Genomic DNA, 21,083 nt, shown 5'->3' on the forward strand with positions numbered 1-21,083 from the left:
TCAACTCCGCCGCGGCCGCAGCCAGAACACCCGCAACCCCTCCACCAGTCCGTTGAAGAAGCCTCTGAAACGTGCCGCGAACGCCGCACCGCGCCAGCCCCGGAAAATCAGCGCCTGGACCGCAGAGCCGATGATGATGCGCCCGCCCCAATACAGCAGGTGCGGCGACGGGCTCTTCGCAACCAGCGCGCCGGCACCTCGTGCGTAGCTGTGAAAACGCGCCGCCACCCAGCGATTCCAGGGCGGAACTTTGGTGGGGTGCCGCATGCGTACCCGCGGGCTGTAGCAGGCCTTGCCATCTCCAATGCAGGCAAACAGCCGGGTCATCACGTCAAAGCCCTCTGCGGCCGGAAAGAGCGCACCCGGCCCGAACTGCTCATCGAAGCCCCCGACCTTGAGGAAGACATCGCGCCGCACAAACAGTGTTGCCTCGGTCAGCCGACCAAACATTGTCCAGCGCGTGAATTCGGCCGGCTTGTGTTTCCAGCGCAGCAGGTTTGGCGCGCCTGCGGCATCCACCGTCTGGCCCGTCACCACGCAGACGCGCGGATCTCGAGTCAGGCGTTCAACCTCAAACAGCGTATCCGGCAACAACTGGCAGTCATCGTCCGGAAAGCCGAGCCACTCCCCACGCGCCACCGAGGCGCCGAGATTGCGCGCCCGGCAAGCCCCGCGGAACGGCACCTGCTGATGCACGATGGCGAGCCTGTCCGAGTAACGGCCGACGAGATCAATCAGGCGGTCATCACCGTTCTGATCGACGATGATCACCTCAAACAAAGGCGCTGCATCGAGCGCCACCAGACTCGCCAGGCAGTCTTCCAGCTCCCCGTCGTCATGCAAGGTCGCAATGACCAGGGAAAAACGGAACACCGCTGGCTTGCCGTCCGGCCGGAGATCTGTGTTCAAGGCAAGAAGGCCCGAAGGAATGTGTAAGAGCCGTCATTCTACTGTGAGCGCGAATGCCGGAAGTGCCGTCCAGGGCCGAGGGCCACGGACCCGTAAGCAAGTCTGCAGAGCCGCCCCCCCCCTACCTTGGGCGACGCCAGGCTGGCGGGCGCAAGCTTACCGGTTTGGCGGGCACGAACACCGCCAATGCTCATGGAATTCAGGGCGACCTGCTGAAAAATCAAGTTACCCCTTCGGATAGACCGTATTGCTCATCCTGCTAGCATCAAAAGCGTTCAGACCCGAATCTCCAAACCGACGGAGAAGAGGAATATTTCGCTGTGCTCGCTGCAAATCGTCCCCTGCAAAATGATCGACTCCGGCTCGTTATAGCCGTGATGGCTGCGGGGCTGATGCTGTCCGAAGGCGTGCCCGCGCAAGCCGCCAAAAGCCCGGTCGAGCAGGGCAAATATATTGCCCGCGCCGCTGGCTGTATGTCATGCCACGGGGAGGACCTGGCGGGTGGCTACCAGGTCAAAACGCCGATGGGCACGATCGTGGCCACCAACATCAGCCCCTCCTCGGAATATGGCATCGGCGAATATTCACTGGAGGATTTCGCCGATGCCATGCGTCACGGGGTGAGCCCTGATCACCGCCTGTACCCGGCCATGCCGTATGCCTCATACCGGGGCATGAGCGACGCAGACATCAAGGCCTTGTTCGCATGGCTGCAGGATCAGCCGCCGGTCGACAATTCGCCCGAGCACGAAACGGACCTGCCCTTCCCGTTCAACATCCGCACCGGGGTGTTGGCTTGGAACTGGTTGTTCCTCGGCGATCGCGAGCTACCCCCGGCGGGCGACGATGCCGTGGCGCAGCGCGGTGCTTACCTCGTCAATCATGTCGGCCACTGCGGCGAATGCCACACCCCCCGCAACGACTTTTTCGCCATGGACGACTCGCGCTATCTGACCGGCGAGGAAATGGATGGGTGGCTCGCACCCAATCTGACGCCCGACCCGGTTGACGGCCTCGGCACGTGGAGCGAGCAGGACATCGTCGATTACCTGCGCCTGGGCGAGGCCGACAACGTGGTGCAGGCCGCCGGGCCCATGGCGGAGTTCGTCTCGCACGGTACGCGGCATCTCAAGGAAGATGATCTGCAGGCCATCGCGGCCTACCTCAAAGCCCTTCCCTCACCGGGCGTCGAAGCGCAGGACATGGCAGCCGTGCTGCCTCCTGGACAGCGCCCCGAGCCGCGGCACGACTACGGACAGATTCGCGAGCAAATGTCCGCGGCACTCGCCCGCGACGACCTCACTGCGCCGGAGCGCCTTTACCTGGAGCATTGCGCCGCCTGTCACGGCGCAGACGGACAGGGACAGCCGCAGGCGCTGTATCCGTCGCTGATTCAGAACGCCGCCTTGCGTCGCGCCGACGAAGGCAATCTGCTGAAAGTGCTGTTGCACGGAGTGCCGGCGGGGAAGATCCATCGCGCACCGGCCATGCCTGGCTTTTCCGCCGAGTTGAGCCACGAGCAGATCGCCCAGCTCGCCAACTACACCCGCAGCACGTTCGGCGGCCGGCCAGACAGCGCCATTACCGCAGTCGACGTGGCGCGCGTCCTTACAACCAAGGATGAAATGCCCACGCCCTTGCGCGCGCTGCAGGTTCTGGCGTGGGCTGGCCTCATCGCAGTACTGGTGGCCGGCGGCGTGCTTGGTTGGTGGATAGTGCGACGGCAGCGCCAGCGGCGGGAGATCAAGTCATGAGCAGCAAACCCTTCAACGCCAGCCGCCGCCAACTGCTGATGATGATCGGCCAGACCGCCGGTGCCAGTGCCATGTATCAGGCCATGACCAGCCTGGGCTTCGCGAGCGAATCCGGCTACACGCCCGAAATGGCATTGCGCGGCCCGCGCAATGGGCGGCGTATCGTCATCCTCGGTGCTGGTCTGGCCGGCATGGCGGCCGCCTACGAACTGCGCCAGGCCGGCTACGAGGTGAAGATCCTCGAATATCAAGACCGCGCCGGCGGGCGCTGCCTGACGCTGCGCGGCGGCGACCGCTATCCCGAAATGGGCGGACACGAAGTTCGCTGCGACTTCGAGGGGGATGGCTATCTGAACCCCGGCCCGTGGCGCTTGCCGGTGCACCACCGCGCCGTGTTCGACTATTGCCGCAAGCTCGGCGTCCGGGTGGAACCCTTCATCAACAAGAACTCAAAGGCGTATCTGCATTCGGCAAACGCCTTCGGCGGCAAGCCCCAGCGAATCGGCAATGTCGAGAAGGACATGCGTGGTCATGTCTCCGAATTGCTCGCCAAATCCCTGCGCCAGGGCGCCTTGAACGAGTCGGTCACGCCTGAAGACCGCGAGAAGCTGCTCGAGGGACTCAAGGAGTGGGGTGTGCTGGACAAGAACTACCGCTTCAAGGTCAGCGAGGAGCTCGGCGACGTCCGCGGGTGGGAACCCCGCCCCGGCGGCGGCTTGATGCCCGACGCCGAACCGACGCAGCCGATCGGCATGTCTCCGCTGTTGCAGTCAGGCTTGTGGGAGCAGGCATTCAGCTTCCACGAGTACCGGCATGAGCCGGCCATGTTCGAGCCGGTGGGCGGCATGGACAAGATCGCCGACGCCTTCGCGCGCGAAGTCTCCGACCTGATCCAGCTGAACGCCCGCGTGACCTCCATCGCCCAGAGCGAAAACGGCGTCACAGTAACCTACGCGGACGGCGGCAACGACGGCGCCGTGCGTCAGGAGCACGCCGACTGGTGCATATGCACGCTGCCCCTGTCGGTGCTGGTGCAGCTCGAGGTCGATTGCTCGGATGCCATGAGAAAGGCCATCGGTGCCGTGCCCTACGCATCCGCCTTCAAGGTGGCGCTGGAATTCAAACGCCGCTTCTGGGAGCAGGACGAATGGATCATGGGCGGAATCACCTATACCGATCTGCCGCTGGTGCAGATCGCCTACCCGAGTCACGGCTTCCTGTCGGACGGCCCGGCGGTGCTGCAGGCCGCCTATGACACTTCGACAGCCGGCCGCAATTTCACCTATTCGTGGTCGACCATGACTCCGCAGGAACGCGTCGACGCAGCATTTGCGCTGGGCCGCCGGATACACCCGCAGTACGACGCCGAGTTCATGTCCGGCACCTCGTGGGTATGGCATCGCCAGGACTGGTCGCTGGGCTGCTACGGCCAATGGACCGAAGAGCTGCGCGACGCGCACTACGACACGCTGTGCGAAATCGACCACCGTCTGGTGCTGGCCGGCGAACACTGCTCGCACATTCCCGCGTGGCAGGAGGGCTCGTTGCTGTCGGCCCTGGACGCCATCAAGCGCCTGGATGAACGCGAAAATGCATGAGATGAGCAAGCTACTGATCCTGGCGTTCGTCGCGCTGGTCCCGCTGAGCATCAGCGCCCAAAATGAGAGCGCAAGCGCCCCGGAAGAAACAGGCCACGGCGCCGACGCTGGCGGCGGCTTGCTGGAACGCTTTTCCGACGACCCTGAGCAATTCACCCAGACAGACGGCGAAGCCCTGTATCGCACCACCTGTCAGGCCTGCCACATGCACGACGGCCAGGGTGCAACGGGCGCGGGCGCGTATCCGCCATTGGCCGACAACCCGAAACTGAACTCCAGACACTTCCTGGCCGGCGTGATCCTGACCGGATATCACGGCATGCCGGGCTTCAGCAACGTGATGTCGGACAAGCAGGTAGCGGAGCTCACCAACTACGTGCGCAAGCGCTTTAGCCATGCCCACGGCAAGTCGATCACGCCCGAAGAGGTGGGGGCACTGCGCCCGCCGAAAGTGGAGGAGTGACAGGCATATTTGTTTTCGCCCACGGGCAGCCGCCCGAATGATGCGGCAGCTAAGCGCGGCTTTGACACCCGACAGGCGCACAAAACGAAACAGGCCGCTCGGCAATGCCGAGCGGCCTGTTTCTACGTCTTGGTTGCGGGGGCAGGATTTGAACCTGCGACCTTCGGGTTATGAGCCCGACGAGCTGCCAGACTGCTCCACCCCGCGTCTGGAAGAACGAGACTATAGACGGTGTTCAGTCGTTCGTCAAATCTGTTTCCGCGAAATCTGCTGGCTCAGGTGTTCTGGATGACGATCTTGGGAAACTTGTGCGTCATGTCCTTGGCCTTCTCGGCCACGCTGACCGCGACCTTGCGCGCGATTTCGCCATACATCGTGGCGATGCGGCCGTCCGGCTCAGCGGCAACGGTCGGCGTGCCGGAATCGGCTTCGGTGCAGATCTGCATGTCGAGCGGCAGCGCACCCAGGAAGTCCACGTTGTAGTCGGCGCACATCTTCTCGCCACCGCCGCTGCCGAAAATGCGCTCTTCGTGGCCGCAGTTCGAGCAGATGTGCACGCTCATGTTCTCGACGATGCCGATGATGGGCACGCCGACCTTCTCGAACATCTTGAGGCCCTTTCGCGCGTCGATCAGCGCGATGTCCTGCGGCGTGGTGACGATCACGGCGCCGGTGACCGGCACTTTCTGCGACAGCGTGAGCTGGATGTCGCCAGTGCCCGGCGGCATGTCTACGATGAGGTAGTCCAGATCGTGCCAGTTGGTCTCGTTGAGCAGCTGGGTCAGCGCCTGAGTGGCCATCGGGCCGCGCCACACCATCGGCGTTTCGGTGTCGATCAGGCAACCGATGGACATCACCTGCAGGCCATGCGCCTCGAGCGGCTCCATGCGCTTGCCGTCCTGCGACTGCGGCCGCTGACCGGCCACACCCAGCATCTGCGGCTGCGACGGGCCGTAGATATCGGCATCCAGCACGCCGACTCGCGCACCTTCGGCGGCCAGCGCCAGTGCCAGGTTGGCGGCGGTGGTGCTCTTGCCGACACCACCCTTGCCGGAGGCCACGGCGATGATGTTTTTGACGTTGGGCAGCAGCTGCACGCCCTGCTGCACTGCGTGCGCAACGATCTTCCAGCCCACTTCAACATCGACGCTGGCCGCGCCGTCGAGCTTGCCGACGGCCTCGCGCACCAGGGCTGCGATGACTTCCTTCTGACTGTTGGCCGGATAGCCCAATTCGACGACTACACGCACGCGGCCGTCGGCCACCTGCACGTCGCGCACCGCGCGTTCGGCGACCAGATCCTTGCCGGTGTTCGGGTCGATGACAGACTTGAGGGCTTCGGAGACGGATTCGCGGGTAACGCTCATGGTTTGCATCCTTGTATCTGGATCGGCGCCCGTGCGGGCGCAATGTGTGCATGATACCCAAGCGCTTGACGCGACTCACCCATGGCGTGAGTACGGGAATCGCCAGTCGGCACTCGGCGCCTACCTGCGCTTTGCTAGAATCACGCCTTTATCCCGGATTCCAGTCCACATGCCGCGCAACATTCTCGTCACCAACGCCCTGCCCTACGCCAACGGCGACATTCACCTCGGCCACCTCGTGGGCTACATCCAGGCTGACGTCTGGGTGCGTTACCAGCGCATGCGCGGCAACACGGTGCATTTCGTCTGCGCCGACGACACGCACGGCACGCCGGTGATGCTGCGCGCCGAGAAGGAAGGCGTTACGCCGGAAGCGCTGATCGACCGCGTGCATGGCGAGCACTTGCGTGACTTCACCGGATTCAACGTCGCCTTCGACAATTACCACACCACCCATTCGCCCGAGAACCGCGCCTACGCCGAAGACATCTACGGCAAGCTCAAGGCCGCCGGCTTCATCGAGACGCGCTCGATCGAGCAGTACTACGACCCGAAGCGCGAGATGTTCCTGCCCGACCGCTTCATCAAGGGCGAGTGCCCGAAGTGCGGCGCCGCCGACCAGTACGGCGACAACTGCGAAGCCTGTGGCGCGGCCTATGCGCCGACCGAACTGAAGAACCCGCGCTCGGCCGTGTCCGGCGCCACGCCCGAACTGCGCAGTTCCGAGCACTTCTTCTTCCGTCTGTCGGACCCGCGCGCGGTGGCCTTCCTGCGCGACTGGACGCGCGGCAGCAACACCGCCGGCACGCGCCGCCTGCAGCAAGAGGCCGCTAACAAGATGAAGGAATGGCTCGGCGACGAAGGCGAGAACAAGCTCTCCGACTGGGACATTTCACGCGACGCGCCCTACTTCGGCTTCGAGATTCCCGACGCGCCGGGCAAGTATTTCTACGTCTGGCTGGATGCGCCAATCGGCTATCTGGCGAGCTTCCGCAACTTCGCGGAGAAAACCGACGGCATCGCGGTCGAGGACTACACCGACGTCGCAAGAGCCGAAGCCGCGGGCACCGAGATGGTGCACTTCATCGGCAAGGACATCCTCTACTTCCACGCGCTGTTCTGGCCGGCCATGCTGCACTTCGCCGGCTACCGCGCGCCCACGCAACTGGCGGTGAACGGCTTCCTGACCGTCGATGGCGCCAAGATGAGCAAGAGCCGCGGCACCTTCATCACCGCGCAGTCGTATCTGGCGCAGGGTCTGAACCCGGAGTGGCTGCGTTACTACTTCGCGACCAAGTCCAACAGCACCATGGAAGACGTCGACCTGAGCCTCGACGACATGATCGCCAAGGTCAATTCGGATCTGGTCGGCAAGTACGTGAACATCGCCAGCCGCTGCGCCGGCTTCATCGCCAAGCGCTTTGAAGGCAAGCTCGCCGCCGCCGAGGACGCCGCCTGCGCCGAGTTCCGCGCCGCCTGCGACACCGGCGCCATCGCCCGCGCCTATGAAGAGCGCGACTACAGCCGCGCCATGCGCGAAATCATGCGTCTGGCCGACGTCGCCAACCAGTACGTGAACGACCACAAGCCGTGGGAACTGGCCAAGCAGGAAGGCCAGGACGCGCGCCTGCACGAAGTGTGCTCGACCGCGCTGACCATGTTCCGCGACCTGTCGCTGTACCTCAAGCCAGTGCTGCCGACCATGGCCGACAAGGTCGAAACCTTCCTCGCCATCGCGCCGCTCACGTGGGCCGCCGCCTGGCAGCCGCTGCCCGCCGGCCATTCCATCACGCCCTACCAACACATGATGACCCGAGTGGAACGCAAACAGATTGACGCCCTGATCGACGCCAACCGCGAAAGCCTCGCGCCTGCCGCCGCCCCGACCGGCGCGCCCAGCTCCGAGCAACGCCACGCCGAGCGCCAGCAAGCTCAGGCGCAGGCCGCCGAGACGACCGAGCCCTTCATCTCCATCGACGACTTCGTCAAGGTCGACCTGCGCGTCGCGCGCATCGCCTCAGCCGAACACGTTGAAGGCGCGGACAAGCTGATCCGCCTGTCGCTCGACATCGGGGAGGTGGACGCCGAAGGCAACCCCAAGCCGCGTCAGGTCTTCGCCGGCATCAAGTCGGCCTACGACCCGGCCACGCTGATCGGGCGCCTGACCGTGATGGTCGCCAACCTCGCGCCGCGCAAGATGAAGTTCGGCATGAGCGAGGGCATGGTGCTGGCCGCCTCGGACGAGAACGACAAGGCTTCCGGCCTGTACATCCTGTCGCCGGACAGCGGCGCCAAGCCCGGCATGCGCATCAAGTAGATGCCGCTGACGCCTTCCAAGCGCTGGATGGTTCGACAGCGCAGACAACGACGAACGGCCTGCCCGGCCGCCGTCCTTGTCGCGCCCTCGAACCCCCGCTGGAGAAGGCACCATGTTCCACTTCCACCCCAAGCTGCTCGACACCCTTCCGGGCTATAGCCGGGAGACGCTGACCGGCGACCTGGCCGCCGGCATCACCGTAGGCGTGCTCGCGCTGCCGCTGGCCATGGCCTTTGCCATCGCCTCGGGCATGAGCCCGGCAGCGGGCATCTGGACTGCCATCGTCGCAGGCCTGCTCGTATCCCTGCTGGGCGGCTCGCGCGTGCAGATCGGCGGGCCGACCGGCGCCTTCATCCCCATCGTCTACGTCATCGTCATCGACCATGGCGTGGCCAACCTGCTCATCGCCACGATGATGTCGGGCGTGATGCTGTTCGCGATGGGTGCGTTCAAGCTCGGCACGATGATCCGCTTCATCCCGATTTCGGTCGTGATCGGCTTCACCAACGGCATCGCCGTGGTCATTTTCCTCTCGCAGATCAAGGACTTCCTCGGCCTGCAGATCGAGCAGATGCCGGGCGAGTTCTTCGGCAAGATGGAGGCGCTGACCAGCGCGCTGCACACCGCACACCTCCCCACCATCGCGTTGTCCGTGGCTTCGATCGCCGTGCTGGTGGCGTGGAACCGCGCCGCACGTCATGTGCGCTGGATGCGCCGCGCACCGGGGCCGCTGGCCGTGCTGGTGCTCGCGACACTGGCCAACGCATGGCTGGTGCTGCCGGTCGAGACCATCGGCAGCCGCTTTGGCGGCATCCCGCAAGGCCTGCCGGCGTTCGGCCTGCCGGCGATCGAACTGGGCACGCTGGGCAAACTCATCGCCCCGGCGCTGACCATTGCCCTGCTCGGCGCCATCGAATCACTGCTCTCCGCGCGGGTGGCCGACAAGCACATCAATGATCGTCACGACCCCAATCAGGAATTGATGGCGCAAGGCGTGGCCAACATCGCCGCCCCGCTGTTCGGCGGCTTCGCGGCCACCGGGGCGATTGCCCGCACGGCCACCAACGTCCGCAGTGGCGGGCGCACGCCGGTGGCCGGCATCGCGCATGCCGGCGTGTTGCTGTTGATGGTGCTGGCCCTCGCCCCGCTGGCCAGCCACATTCCGCTCGCCGCCTTGTCGGCCATCGTCGTGATGGTGGCGATCAACATGGGCGAATGGCATGCCTTCCGCCCGGCCGAACTGCGGCGCCACAGCCGGCCTTACGCTGCGACGCTGCTGACGACCTTCGTCGTCACCGTGCTGTTCGACCTGACCCTGGCGGTCGAGGTCGGCCTGGTCATGTCGGCGCTGGTGTTCATCTTCCGCATGTCCGACCTGACGCGACTGGAGCCGGTGAACGTCCCGGACGATCCTGGTCTGCATGCCGACGGCGCGCCACGGGTGCTCGTGTTCCGCCTCACCGGCAGCCTGTTCTTCGGCGCCACCAACAAGCTCGACGCCTTGCTGTCCGACATCGGGCGGCCGCAGTTCGTCGTGCTCGACGTCGATCACATGGTGCACATCGATGCCACCGGCCTCGACATCCTGCAGAGCCTGCAGCGGGATCTGGCCGGCCGAGGCATCCGGCTGATGCTGGCCGGCCTGCAGGCCCAGCCGGCCGCATTGTGCCGGCGTGCGGGCTTCGACACCGCGCTCGGCGCCGACGCCATTGCGCGCGACCTTGACGAAGCACTGTCACGCATCCGTCAAGCGACAACACGCCCTGCGCAGGTGTGACCACCGGGCGGCGCCCGCACCGCCCACGAAAACGGGCCGCTGTCGCCAGCGGCCCGAATGCTTATCACGCGATCCGCGGAGAACTCAGCCGCGCGCGTCGCCCCAGCGCAGGGCGGTGTTGTCGTCGCCTACGTACAGCGTCTTGCCGGAGCGGTCGACGCAATACTGCGGCGACAGGATCTTCTCCTTGAAGACCTGCCCCTCGCCGACGCGGGTGTGTTCGAACAGGATGCTCTGCTCCACCCGGGCCCCCGCACGCAGGTGGCTGCCGTGGCCGATCCAGGTCGGGCCGATCACCGACACGCCGGGTTCGATGCGCACGTTGGAGCCGATATACACCGGCCCCACCACCTGCACGCTCTCCCAGTCGATTGAGGTGTTGAGCCCCAACCGCACGCCCGGCTTGACCTCTTTTCCGGGCATGTCCATCTGCGCCACTTCACCCCGCAACACGCGCTGCAGCACCGCCCAGTAGTCCGACAGGCGACCGATGTCGATCCAGTTGAAGAAACGCGTCTGGGCGTAGAACGGCAGCTCCTTCTCGACCAGCAGCGGAAACAGCTCACTGCCGATGTCGAACTGCTGGCCCGGCGGCACCAGATCGATCACTTCCGGCTCCAGAATGTAGATGCCGGTGCTCGCCAGCGTGGACTTGGCATCCTCGGGCTTGGGCTTTTCCTGGAAGGAGCGGACCTGCCCCTTGTCGTCGGTCACGACGATGCCGTAGTTGCTGACCTGATCGCGCGGCACCTCCAGCGTCACGACGCTGGCCATGGCCTTCTTCATGTGATGTTCGTCGAGCGCGGCGCGGATATCGAGATCGATGATGGCGTCGCCGCAGATCACCAGCGTGGTCTCGTCGAAGAAGCCGCCAAAATCCTGGATCTTGCGCATGCCACCGGCCGACCCCAAGGGCTTCGGCACGATTTCGCCGTGCTCGCGCACCCCTTCGTAGGAGTAGCCGATGTCCACGCCCCAGCGGTGGCCGTCGCCGAAGTAGTTCTCGATCTTGTAGTGGTTGTAGGCCACGTTGATCATGATCTCGCGGATGCCGTAGCGCTCCAGGTGCTCGATCAGATACTCCAGCACCGGCTTGCCGAGAATGGGCGCCATCGGCTTGGGCATGTTCTTTGTGAGCGGTCTGACGCGCGTCCCCTGCCCCGCTGCCAGAATCATTGCCTTCGCCATATTCAATCTCCCTCGCGCTCGCGCGCCATCAGTTTCAAAACAGAATTCTCATGCGGAGCCCGACCGGCCCCGCATGCTGGACGGCCGCCGCCGGCTCACCGCACGGCGGCGCCTGCCCAAGCTATTCAGCCGGCGACCCGTCCGTAGGTATCCTCGAAACGGACAATGTCGTCCTCGCCCAGATACGCGCCCGACTGCACCTCGATGAGTTCCAGCGGAACCTTGCCGGGGTTGGCCAGGCGGTGGGTTTGCCCGAGCGGGATGTAGGTCGACTCGTTCTCGCCGAGCAGGAAGGTCTTGTCGCCGCAAGTCACCTCGGCGGTGCCGCGCACCACGATCCAGTGTTCGGCGCGGTGGTGGTGCATCTGCAGGCTCAGCGAAGCGCAGGGGTTCACGACGATGCGTTTGACCTGGAAGCGCTCGCCGTAGTCGATGGAATCGTACGAACCCCAGGGGCGATAGACCTTGCGGTGGGTCTGCGTGAGTTGCCGGCCTTCCGCCTTGAGGCGCGCGACGAGCTTCTTCACGTCCTGCGTGCAGTCCTTGCGCGCCACCATCACGGCGTCGGCGGTCTCGACGATCACCATGTCTTCGCAACCCAGCGCAGCCACCAGCCGATGGCCGGCGTGCACCAGCGTGTTACGGCTCGCTTCGAGCATGACTTCGCCCTGCGTGGCGTTGCCGTCGGCGTCCTTGTCGGACACTGCCCACAGCGAATCCCACGCGCCGACATCGGACCAGCCGGCCGCCAGCGGCACGACCACGCCCTGCCCCAGCTCGGGCACGGACTTGAGCTTTTCCATCACCGCGTAGTCGATCGAATCGGACGGGCAGGCAGCAAATGCCGCCGCGCCCACACGCAGGAAATCGGCATCCACCTGACGCTGCTCGAAGGCTTCACGGCAAGCGCTGGCGATATCCGGGCGGAAGTGCGTGAGCGCCTGGAGCCACACCGAGGCGCGCATCATGAAGATGCCGCTGTTCCAGAAATACGCGCCGCTCTCGACATAGCGTGCGGCCGTCTCGGCGTCGGGCTTCTCGACGAACTCTTCGAGATCCTTGGCGCCCTCTGCGGTGTCGTCCTGGCCAGCCCGGATGTAGCCGTAGCCCGTCTCGGGGCGATCGGGAACGATGCCGAAGGTCACCAGCCGGCCCGCGTTGGCCTGGCCCGCACCGACTTCGATCGCCTGGCGAAACGCCGGCAGGTCGCCGACGACGTGGTCGGCCGGCATCACCAGCAACACCGGATCATCGCCGTCCTCCATGGCCGCCAGCGCCGCCAGGGTCAGCGCAGGCGCGGTATTGCGGCCCTCGGGTTCGAGCACGATCTGCGGCGCACGGATGCCGATTTCGCGCAGTTGCTCGGCAACGAGAAAACGGCATTCCTCATTGCTCACCAGCAGCGGGCGCGGATCGACCACCGCGCCTTGCAGGCCGACCAGGCGCAAGGCCGTCTCCTGCAGCAACGAACGTTCGCCGGTCAAAGGCAGCAACTGCTTTGGGTAGGCTTCCCGCGAGGCCGGCCACAGCCGGGTACCCGATCCTCCCGAGAGAATGACGCTGCGAACGGTGATCATGATTTGCCCCTGCCGATTGCGTGATATTCGATGCCCAGCGCGCGCAGTTGCGCCGGGTCGTACATGTTTCTGCCGTCGAAGATCACGGCTTGCTTCAGGCGCGTCCGGATGGCTTCGAAATCAGGGCTGCGGAATTCCTTCCATTCTGTGGCAATCACCAGCGCGTCGGCGTCGTCGAGCACGCTTTTCGGCCGTCCGCCGTAGCTCAGGCCCGGCTCATCGCCGAAGATGCGCTCGCTCTCCTGCATGGCGACGGGATCGTAGGCAGCCACCGTGGCGCCGCGCTTGAACAGTTCGGTAATGAGCACGCGGCTCGGGGCGTCACGCATGTCGTCGGTATCGGGTTTGAAGGCCAGGCCCCACAGCGCGAAGCGCTTGCCCGAAAGATCCTCGCCGAAGCGCGCCACAATCTTGTCGATGAGCACGCATTTCTGCCGCTCATTGGCGCGCTCCACCGCCTGCAGCACCTGCAGATCCTGCCCGTGTTCGCCGGCGGTCTTGATCAGGGCTTTCACGTCCTTCGGAAAGCACGAGCCGCCATAGCCGCAGCCCGCATACAGAAAATGCCGGCCGATGCGCGGATCGCTGCCGATGCCCTGACGCACCAGCTCGATGTCGGCGCCCAGCACCTCGGCAAGATTGGCCAGTTCGTTCATGAAACTGATCCGCGTGGCCAGCATCGCGTTGGCCGCGTATTTGGTCAGTTCGGCCGAGCGCACGTCCATGAACACCACGCGTTCGTGGCTGCGCTGGAACGGTGCGTAGAGCTGGCGCATCAGCTCGATGGCGCGCTCTTCCTCGGCGCCGACGACGATGCGGTCCGGCCGCATGAAATCCTCGACAGCCGCGCCTTCCTTCAGGAACTCCGGGTTCGACACCACGCTGAAGACCTGCTCGCGGCCGCGCGCCATGAGCTCCTCGGTCACCGCGGCCCTGACGCGATCGGCCGTACCAACCGGCACCGTCGACTTGTCGACGATCACCCGGTAGCCGTCCATGTGCTTGCCGATATTGCGCGCGGCGGCCACGACGTACTGCAGATCGGCCGAGCCGTCCTCGTCGGGCGGCGTACCCACTGCAATGAACTGGATGGTGCCGTGAAGCGCGCCCTGTGCCACATCGGTGGTGAATGACAAGCGCCCGGCCTCGACATTCTTGCGCACCAATTCGAGCAGCCCGGGCTCGTGAATGGGAATGCCGCCTTCTTCGAGAATGCGGATCTTCTCCGGGTCGACGTCCACACACAGCACATCATTGCCCATGTCGGCCAGACATGCTCCAGAAACCAGGCCGACATAACCGGTACCAATGACCGAAATTTTCATAGCTTCACATCACCAAAAGTAATTCAGGAATCAAATGCACGCCGCCCGATGAAGCATCAATGACATCGCCCGACACACCATACGAAATGAGTGCAACGCCAGAATGACCTGAGCCCTCAGAATTGAAAATAGATGAAACCCGAAACGCCCGGCGACACCGCAACCAGCCCATAGAAAGTGGCCGCCAGAGCACCCGCCTGAAGCGTCGCCGGCAACTGCATGAAGCGCTGTCCCCACACGAGATAAAGCCCTCGTGGCAGCAAATGCAGGACAACTGCCGCGGCCAGCACCGCCAGCCCGAGAACCGGCAACGCCTCCACAGCCAGAGGCGACGTCAGTATCTGCAGCATGTACTGACCGGCCTGCTCCAGATCCGGCGCCCGGAACAGCACGCGCGAGAAAGCCACGAAGTGGAACACCGCCACGATCAACAACACGTGCATCCACACCGCGTGGGTGGACGCAGGCGCGCTGGCGTCCGCCGCCTTTCGCGTGCGCTGCCAGCGCTCGAAGGCCACCAGTGAACCGTGCAGGAAACCGTAGAGCAGGAAGTTCCAGCCTGCGCCGTGCCAGAAGCCGATGGCGACGAAGGTGATGTAGAGGTTCAGGTAGACATTGCCGTGGCGCGAGCCCCCCACCCCGAAATACAGATAGTCACGAAAGAAGCTCGACATCGAGATGTGCCAGCGTTGCCAGAAGTTCGACACGCTGGTTGCAAGATACGGCCGATTGAAGTTCTCGATGAGATCGAAGCCGAGCATCTTGGCGGCGCCGCGCGCGATATCCGTGTAGGCGGACAGATCCATGTAGATCTGAAAGCTGTAGGCGTACACGGCAATCATCAGAAACAGCGTCGAATGCTCGGCCGGAGCGCCAAACGCCGGATTCACCAACTGCACCGCCAGCACATCGGCGAACACGATTTTCTTCACGAAGCCGCGAATCATCAGCAGAAAGCCCTCGCGGTAGGACTCGTCGCGCGGCACGAAGGGGCGCGTCAGCTGCGGCAGGAACTGGTTGGCGCGGGTGATCGGCCCCGACAGCAGCGTCGGGAAAAACGCCACGAACAGCGCGAAGTCGCGCAGGCTGCGCGTCGGCTGCTGCTTGTCGCGGTAGATGTCGAGCGGGTAGGTCAGGCTCTGGAAGGTGAAGAACGAAATGCCGATCGGCAGCACGATCTGCAGCAGCTGCACGTCGGCCTCGAAGCCGAGTGATCGTGCGAAGCCCGCCACGCTCTCGATGAAGAAGTTGGCGTACTTGAAATACGCCAGCACGCCCAGCGAACCCACCAGGGCGACGCCCAGCCACACCCGGCGCTCGCCCTGGTGGCGCGCCGCGCCGATGCCCGCCCCGGCGACAAAATTCACCAGCGTGACGAACATCACCAGCAGCGCAAAGCGCCAGTCCCAGCACATGTAGAAGTAGTAACTGGCCAGCAGCAGCATGTTCTTGCGGGCTTCGGCATGCCCCGCCAGGCGATGATTGAGCAGAATCACCACGGTCAGGAACGCGAAGAAATGCAGGGACTGAAAGGACATCGGCTACTCCCGGAACACCACGAGCTCGTTTGCGATCAGGAAGTCGCGCAGGTACTGGGCCACTTGCTCCTCGCCCTTGCGATTGAAATGCGTAGCGTCAACGAAGTACCGCGGGTCTGCCGGCAGCACCTCGGTGAGGTCGAACACCCTGAAACCGTGCTGCTCGCCCGCCTCGCGGATCACCTCGTTGTGGATGTCGTACAGCTCCAGCATCCCGGCCAGATCGAAACACGGGGTGAAGCGCAGCTGTTCGCCGGCCAGGCGTTGCTGCTCCTCGGGCGTATGCGAACGGCCATAGGCCTTGGCGTTGGTGACCAGCACCAGCGACACGCCCCGGGCTTGCGCCAGATCCGCAATCTGTTCGAGTTCGTTGCGGTATCGATCGAGATCCACCTGCTCGGGCGGCAGGATTTCCACGCTCTGCACGGCGGGCCGGAGAAATCGCGTGTGACGCTTGATGGCATCCAGGCTGAGCACCCAGTCGGGCATCTTCAGCGCCGGCAAGCCTTGCCTCGTGCTGCCGGGATCGCGGCTGCAGTAATCAGCGAAATCGTTGAAGCCCGAGTACATGACGATCAGGTCCGGGTCGTAATCAAGCACGGCGAATTCGATCATGCGCCGCTGGTCGGCCAGCCGGTGGCCCGCAATGCCGGCATTGATCACGTCGATGCGGGCCTCGGGATAGTCCGAACGCAGCTTGCGCTCGAGGATGTACGCAAAGGTCGCATCGTTCGAAGCCGCCATCTCGCCCATCACCGAAGACGCGCCGACCACCGCCATCCTGAAACTGTGCGGCGCCCGCTCGAACGGGATCTCGGGGCTGCGCAGGCCCACACTGTTGGTGTCGATGGTGATGCTCGAGCCGGCCATATTGCTGCTGGGTCGCAAGGTCTTTACGCCGATGGTCGGGTTGAACACATAGCGCGTCTGATCGTTGAACAGATTGAACACGCTCTGGCCGTGGCGAATGTGCGACCGGACCTGGAGTGCGAACTCCATGGTCAGGAGCAGCAGCACCGTGAGCAGTACGACCTTTGCCACGCAGCGCAGTGCGTTTCCATCCGGTGCCTGCCCTGCACCGGTATTCCTCTGCAATGCCATGGCTTAGATCACGTCAACCAGCGCTTCCGCCTTGTTCAGCCGGTACCAGTTCCATCTGCGCACCGTGTCGCAGACCTTCACCCGTGGCGCCGGCGTTCCATGCGTCATCAGATAGATCAGGCCGAGCAGGGACGGATCCACGCCATCCAGCTTCTCGATGCGGATCTGGCACGTGGTGTCGGGCCGACCGACGCCGCCCAGCGCGCGAATCAGGCCGGCCCGGGCAGAGCTGCCCCAGTGCCCGCTGATATCCACCGTCACCTGCCCGGCCGAGGCTTCGACCAGGGTCGAGCATGAATGCAGCGCAGCGCGTCGTGCGCGGCGGTTCAGCAGCATCAGCGGCAACACATTGCCGAAAACCAGCCGCAGCAGCGCAATGCCGTCCTTCAGGTAGCGCTGTGCCAGCTTCGGCTCTTCCTTGATGCGCCACAGCCATTCCAGACCGCTCTTCTGCATCCAGCGCGGCGCCCGGCTGACCGTTCCGGCGGCGAAATTGATGACCGCGCCGAGGTGGCTGATGACCGGCGCAGACAGCTGCGCGCGGTTGCGCTCGATCCAGGCCTGGCCCTTGGCGGCGCCGAGCGCGACCAGCACGAAGTCCGGCTCGCAGGCGTTGATCTGCTCGATGATCTCCGGCGCGCTCATGTCGTCGAGGCTGCCGAAACCCGGGCAATGGTGGCCCACGCAGTGCACTGCCCCGCCGGCCTCGTTGATGTTGGCGGCGGCCTGCTCGGCCACGCCCTCCTCACCGCCGAACAGAAAGACCTTGATCGGGCCGGCCTCACCGCGCATCAGCGCCTCGAAGATGTCCGAGCCGGCCACCCGCTCGGGCAGCGCAATGCCCAGCAGCCGCGCAATCCACAGGATCGGCATGCCATCGGCCACCGACAGATCGCTGTTGAGCACCGAGCGTTGGAAGGCCGGATCGCGCTGGCTGGCGATCAGGAAGTTGAGGTTGGGCGTCGACAGGAAAAGCGGCGTGCGCTCCCTCACCGCGACGGCGATGCGTTTCACCGCCTCATCCAGCGTCACGGCGTCGAAGGGCAGACCGAGCAACCACTGCGCCGGCCGATCGAGTTGGCGGGACATCGGCGGACGTTCCGGAAGAGTTTCAATCAGCATGTTCGGCATCCCTTTTCGATCTGACCCAGGTGACCTGACGGCGCACCATGAACGCCACATACAGCGGCACCTTGCGTAGGGCATAGCCCACGGCCAGCAGCAACGTTGAAAAACCGACGATCTCGCGTCCGAAGCGCGCCCAGGCCATGCCGACCGCCAGCACCAGCATGGCCAGAATCAGGCTCGACAGCAGCCACGGCCCCGCAGCCGCTCCGGCCAGCAGCGCCAGCGCCGACGCCACAAAGGTGGCTGCGACCAGCATCACCAGCAGCGCCAGCGGCGGCACGCACAGGTCGAGCGCCAGCGCCAGCACGTCGGGCCGGCGTTTGCTCACGCCCTCGACGAGCATGCGCGGCACGGCGCCCGTGATCATGCCGAGGTGCCCGTGTTCCCAGCGCTTGCGCTGGCTGTCGGTGCCGGCGCGATTGACAGGGAAAGAGCTCTCCACCACCGCTTCGGGGCAAAACAGCGGAGCCGCGCCGGCGCGCGCCAGATCGACGCCCATCTGCATGTCTTCGACGATGTGGCCGCTGGCGAGCTGGGCGCTGGCGATGCGCTGCCACGGAAACGCCATGCCGCTGCCCGTCAGCTGGCACGGAAACCCCAGGCGCAGAAAGCCGAGCGGCCGCGCGAGGTTTCTCACCACCCAGGCGAACTCGGCAATGCGCGCAAAGCGGCCGGCCCCCGGCGGAGTCTTCATCAGATACAGCGCCTGTACCGGCCGGCCGGTGGCGCCGCTCAGGCGCGCAATGCGATCCAGCGCGCCGGGCAGCACGATGCAGTCGGCGTCGACGATCACCACGATGTCGGGCGGATCTGCAGCAAGATGACGCACGCCGAAATCCAGCGCATAGCCCTTGCCGCGCAGCACCGCGTCGCGGCGCTCGACCACCTCGGCGCCAGCGCTGCGGGCCACTGCAGCGGTGTCGTCGGTGCAGTTGTCGGCAACCACCAGGATGCGGTCGCCGGCCTGCAGCTGCGGCGCGAGGGCGCGCAAGGTGAGCGGCAGACCCACGGCTTCATCGTGGGCCGGAATGAGCACCGCCAGGCTCGGACGCGGGCTCATCACGGGCTCGCCCAAGGGCCGGCGCGGCACCGCGCAAACCACCTGCAGCAGCAGCACAGCCACCGGGATCAGCAGCACGGTCGCCGCCACATACAGCAAGGCTTCGAGCAGCAGCATCACGCGTAGGTCTCCGCAACGGGGACGGCCGTGCGGGAGCGGAACAGCGCCGCCAGCTTGACGGCTTCGCGCTCGATGTCATGACGCGCGAGCACCCGCTCACGACCGCGCTCGCCCATCTCTTCAAGCTGCGCGACCGGCGCTTCAAGGCACGCCCGCATGGCGCGCACCAGATCGCCCTCACTGCCAGCCGGAAGCAGCCAACCATGCTCACCGTCGAGCACCAGTTCGGGGATGCCTGCAATCCAGGTGGTGATCACCGGCCGGCGCAGCGCCATGGCTTCCATGATCACGATCGGCAGGCCTTCGGCGAAGCTCGGAAGCACCAGGGCCCGCGCCGCCAGCAGCTCCTCGCGCACCTGAGCGCTGCTGATCCAGCCGGTGATCCGGACCCTGTCACGCAAGCCGAATGCCGCGATCCGCTCTTCGAGCTGCGGGCGCATTTCACCGTCGCCGGCCAGCACCAGCTCGAAATCCACCCCGTCGCGCGCCAGCGTTGCGGCCGCGTCGAGCAACATCAACTGGCCCTTCTGCTCGCACAACCGGCCGACGCAGACCAGGCGTGGCGCTGTCGGCATCGGCACTGCCGGCACTTCATGAAACGAGCGCTCAAGGCCGCAATGCACCACCGTCACCTTGTGCCAGTGCGAGATGTCGGCCCAGCGGAAAAGCTGGCTTCTGCAATACGACGTAATCGCAACGACGAAGCTCGCGTGCGCCACCTTGTCGCCCAGGTGCAAGGCCAGCGGCCGATCAAACTCCTCCGACCCGTGCACGGTGAAACTGAACGGCACGCCCGACAGCAGGCTGGCCAGCTGCGCCACCTCGGCCGAGTTGGTGCCGAAGTGCGCGTGCAGGTGCTGCACTTCGCCGTCTTCCAGCCAGGTCGCTATGCGGCAGGCTTCGGCCAGATAAATCATGTGGTACGGCAAGGGTCGGTCGCCGCCCCGGCTCATGACGAAGGCCTGCTTCAGGGCCTGCCCGAAGCGCCGCGGGCTGCGCACCAGCCGCGCCAACACCGCCGACGCGAGACCGCGCATGCCGTCTTTCAGCACGTATCGCGTTTTGGCCTGCTCACGCTCGTCCTCAGGGTCGACCACGTCCGCGTCCCATCCGCGCACGGAAAAGCGCAGCACCTCGACGCCCTGCTCCTCCACCGCAAGAATTTCGCGGCGGATGAAGCTGTGGCTGACCTTGGGATACTGATTCACCAGGTACGCAACGCGCACCGGCAGCGCCTGCGCAAGCTCGATTCTTTCGTTCTTCATGTCTGCTCACCCTGAATGATTCGCGCCGGCGAGCCGACTGCGGTCGCGCCGTCGGGCACGTCGCGCAACACCACCGACATTGCCCCGATCCGGCAGTTGTTGCCGATGCGCACCCCGCCCAGCACCTGCGCGTAGGCGCCGAATTCGACGTTGTCACCAATTACCGGCACCGGGCCGTCTTCGTAGCGGTTGCCGATGGTCACGCCTTGCCTGAGCGTGCAGTTCGCGCCGATCACCACATCCGGGTGCAGAAAGATGCCGCCGAAGTGCCAGATGCGCAGCCCCGGGCCGATCACCGCCGACTTGGGCAGGCCGATGCCGGTGGCCGTTTCCACCACGCGCTGGGCCAACCAGTAGAGCGGCGTCTGCAGCCTGCGGCGCAAGCCCTGCGGCAGGCGCTCGACGTGACGTCCGTAGCGGTACACCGCGACGGCCCACACCGACTGCTCCTTGAGGAAGGGCCTGCGCAATCCGTAGCGACGCAGATCGGCCTGCCAGTCGGACTCGCCGTCCGGACGATCGGGCATGGCGGCTTGCGCCTCGTTTGCCTGCGCCTTAGTCGACACGCAGCGCTTCCCCCTCAAACGGGCCGCGCG

At 65.1% G+C, this 21,083-nt stretch carries 16 protein-coding genes and 1 tRNA gene; 5 read left to right on the forward strand and 12 right to left on the reverse strand.

The genetic code is table 11. The features are described from left to right. Positions 1-873: a glycosyltransferase family 2 protein gene (locus AC6H0N_RS11815; RefSeq protein WP_497574310.1), complete on the reverse strand. Its 873-nt coding sequence runs from the start codon at positions 871-873 to the stop codon at positions 1-3. A 428-nt stretch (positions 874-1,301) separates the two neighbouring features. Here AC6H0N_RS11815 and AC6H0N_RS11820 point away from each other — a divergent pair, with 428 nt between their 5' ends. From AC6H0N_RS11820 to AC6H0N_RS11830, 3 genes are read left to right on the forward strand one after another with little or no spacing between them, the layout of a single operon-like run. Beyond that, positions 1,302-2,663 carry a cytochrome c gene (locus AC6H0N_RS11820; RefSeq protein ID WP_497574311.1) on the forward strand — a complete coding sequence of 454 codons (1,362 nt, stop codon included), beginning with the start codon at positions 1,302-1,304 and terminating at the stop codon, positions 2,661-2,663. After that, the gene (locus tag AC6H0N_RS11825; protein WP_497574312.1) at positions 2,660-4,261 is read left to right on the forward strand and encodes a flavin monoamine oxidase family protein; all 1,602 of its coding nucleotides are present in this window, start codon (positions 2,660-2,662) and stop codon (positions 4,259-4,261) included. Before AC6H0N_RS11820 ends, AC6H0N_RS11825 begins: the two co-directional genes overlap by 4 nt. 1 nt (position 4,262) lies before the next feature. After that, a complete protein-coding gene (locus AC6H0N_RS11830) occupies positions 4,263-4,724 on the forward strand; it encodes a c-type cytochrome (RefSeq protein WP_497574313.1) in 462 nt (153 codons plus the stop codon). 130 nt (positions 4,725-4,854) lie between these two features. Here AC6H0N_RS11830 and AC6H0N_RS11835 read toward each other — a convergent pair. Then, positions 4,855-4,931: transfer RNA gene (locus AC6H0N_RS11835), tRNA-Met, on the reverse strand. A 68-nt stretch (positions 4,932-4,999) separates the two neighbouring features. Beyond that, positions 5,000-6,091: an iron-sulfur cluster carrier protein ApbC gene (gene apbC / locus AC6H0N_RS11840; RefSeq protein ID WP_497574314.1), complete on the reverse strand. Its 1,092-nt coding sequence runs from the start codon at positions 6,089-6,091 to the stop codon at positions 5,000-5,002. Positions 6,092-6,260: 169 nt separating this feature from the next. Here apbC and metG point away from each other — a divergent pair, with 169 nt between their 5' ends. Both metG and AC6H0N_RS11850 read left to right on the forward strand, forming a co-directional pair. Beyond that, entirely contained in the window at positions 6,261-8,408 is a 2,148-nt protein-coding gene (metG, locus tag AC6H0N_RS11845; protein WP_497574315.1) for a methionine--tRNA ligase, read from the forward strand. Positions 8,409-8,520: 112 nt separating this feature from the next. Beyond that, positions 8,521-10,185, forward strand: a complete 1,665-nt coding sequence (locus AC6H0N_RS11850) for a SulP family inorganic anion transporter (protein ID WP_497574316.1) — start codon at positions 8,521-8,523, stop codon at positions 10,183-10,185. 84 nt (positions 10,186-10,269) lie between these two features. Here the strand turns inward: AC6H0N_RS11850 and AC6H0N_RS11855 are convergent, their stop codons facing one another. From AC6H0N_RS11855 to AC6H0N_RS11895, 9 genes are all read right to left on the reverse strand, one after another. Then, positions 10,270-11,373 (reverse strand): nucleotidyltransferase family protein, encoded by a 1,104-nt coding sequence (locus AC6H0N_RS11855; RefSeq protein WP_497574317.1) that lies wholly within the window; start codon positions 11,371-11,373, stop codon positions 10,270-10,272. 125 nt (positions 11,374-11,498) lie between these two features. Beyond that, positions 11,499-12,947 carry a mannose-1-phosphate guanylyltransferase/mannose-6-phosphate isomerase gene (locus tag AC6H0N_RS11860; RefSeq protein WP_497574597.1) on the reverse strand — a complete coding sequence of 483 codons (1,449 nt, stop codon included), beginning with the start codon at positions 12,945-12,947 and terminating at the stop codon, positions 11,499-11,501. Next, complete coding sequence (locus AC6H0N_RS11865; RefSeq protein ID WP_497574318.1) at positions 12,947-14,275, reverse strand: UDP-glucose dehydrogenase family protein; 1,329 nt, start codon at positions 14,273-14,275, stop codon at positions 12,947-12,949. Before AC6H0N_RS11865 ends, AC6H0N_RS11860 begins: the two co-directional genes overlap by 1 nt. Before the next feature lie 116 nt (positions 14,276-14,391). After that, positions 14,392-15,813 (reverse strand): MBOAT family O-acyltransferase, encoded by a 1,422-nt coding sequence (locus tag AC6H0N_RS11870; protein ID WP_497574319.1) that lies wholly within the window; start codon positions 15,811-15,813, stop codon positions 14,392-14,394. 3 nt (positions 15,814-15,816) lie between these two features. Further along, the gene (locus AC6H0N_RS11875) at positions 15,817-16,854 is read right to left on the reverse strand and encodes an SGNH/GDSL hydrolase family protein (RefSeq protein ID WP_497574320.1); all 1,038 of its coding nucleotides are present in this window, start codon (positions 16,852-16,854) and stop codon (positions 15,817-15,819) included. Between the two features lie 63 nt (positions 16,855-16,917). Next, entirely contained in the window at positions 16,918-18,003 is a 1,086-nt protein-coding gene (locus AC6H0N_RS11880; RefSeq protein ID WP_497574321.1) for a WecB/TagA/CpsF family glycosyltransferase, read from the reverse strand. A gap of 22 nt (positions 18,004-18,025) precedes the next feature. Then, on the reverse strand, positions 18,026-19,219 hold the full coding sequence (locus AC6H0N_RS11885; RefSeq protein ID WP_497574598.1) for a glycosyltransferase family 2 protein: 1,194 nt from the start codon (positions 19,217-19,219) through the stop codon (positions 18,026-18,028). Continuing rightward, positions 19,219-20,487, reverse strand: coding sequence for a glycosyltransferase family 4 protein (locus AC6H0N_RS11890; RefSeq protein WP_497574322.1), 1,269 nt, complete (start codon positions 20,485-20,487; stop codon positions 19,219-19,221). The genes AC6H0N_RS11885 and AC6H0N_RS11890 overlap by 1 nt, the downstream gene beginning before the upstream one ends. Next, positions 20,484-21,014, reverse strand: a complete 531-nt coding sequence (locus tag AC6H0N_RS11895) for a serine acetyltransferase (RefSeq protein ID WP_497574323.1) — start codon at positions 21,012-21,014, stop codon at positions 20,484-20,486. The genes AC6H0N_RS11890 and AC6H0N_RS11895 overlap by 4 nt, the downstream gene beginning before the upstream one ends. Positions 21,015-21,083 lie beyond the last annotated feature (69 nt).

This window comes from Pseudazoarcus sp. NS34 (genome assembly GCF_059703725.1).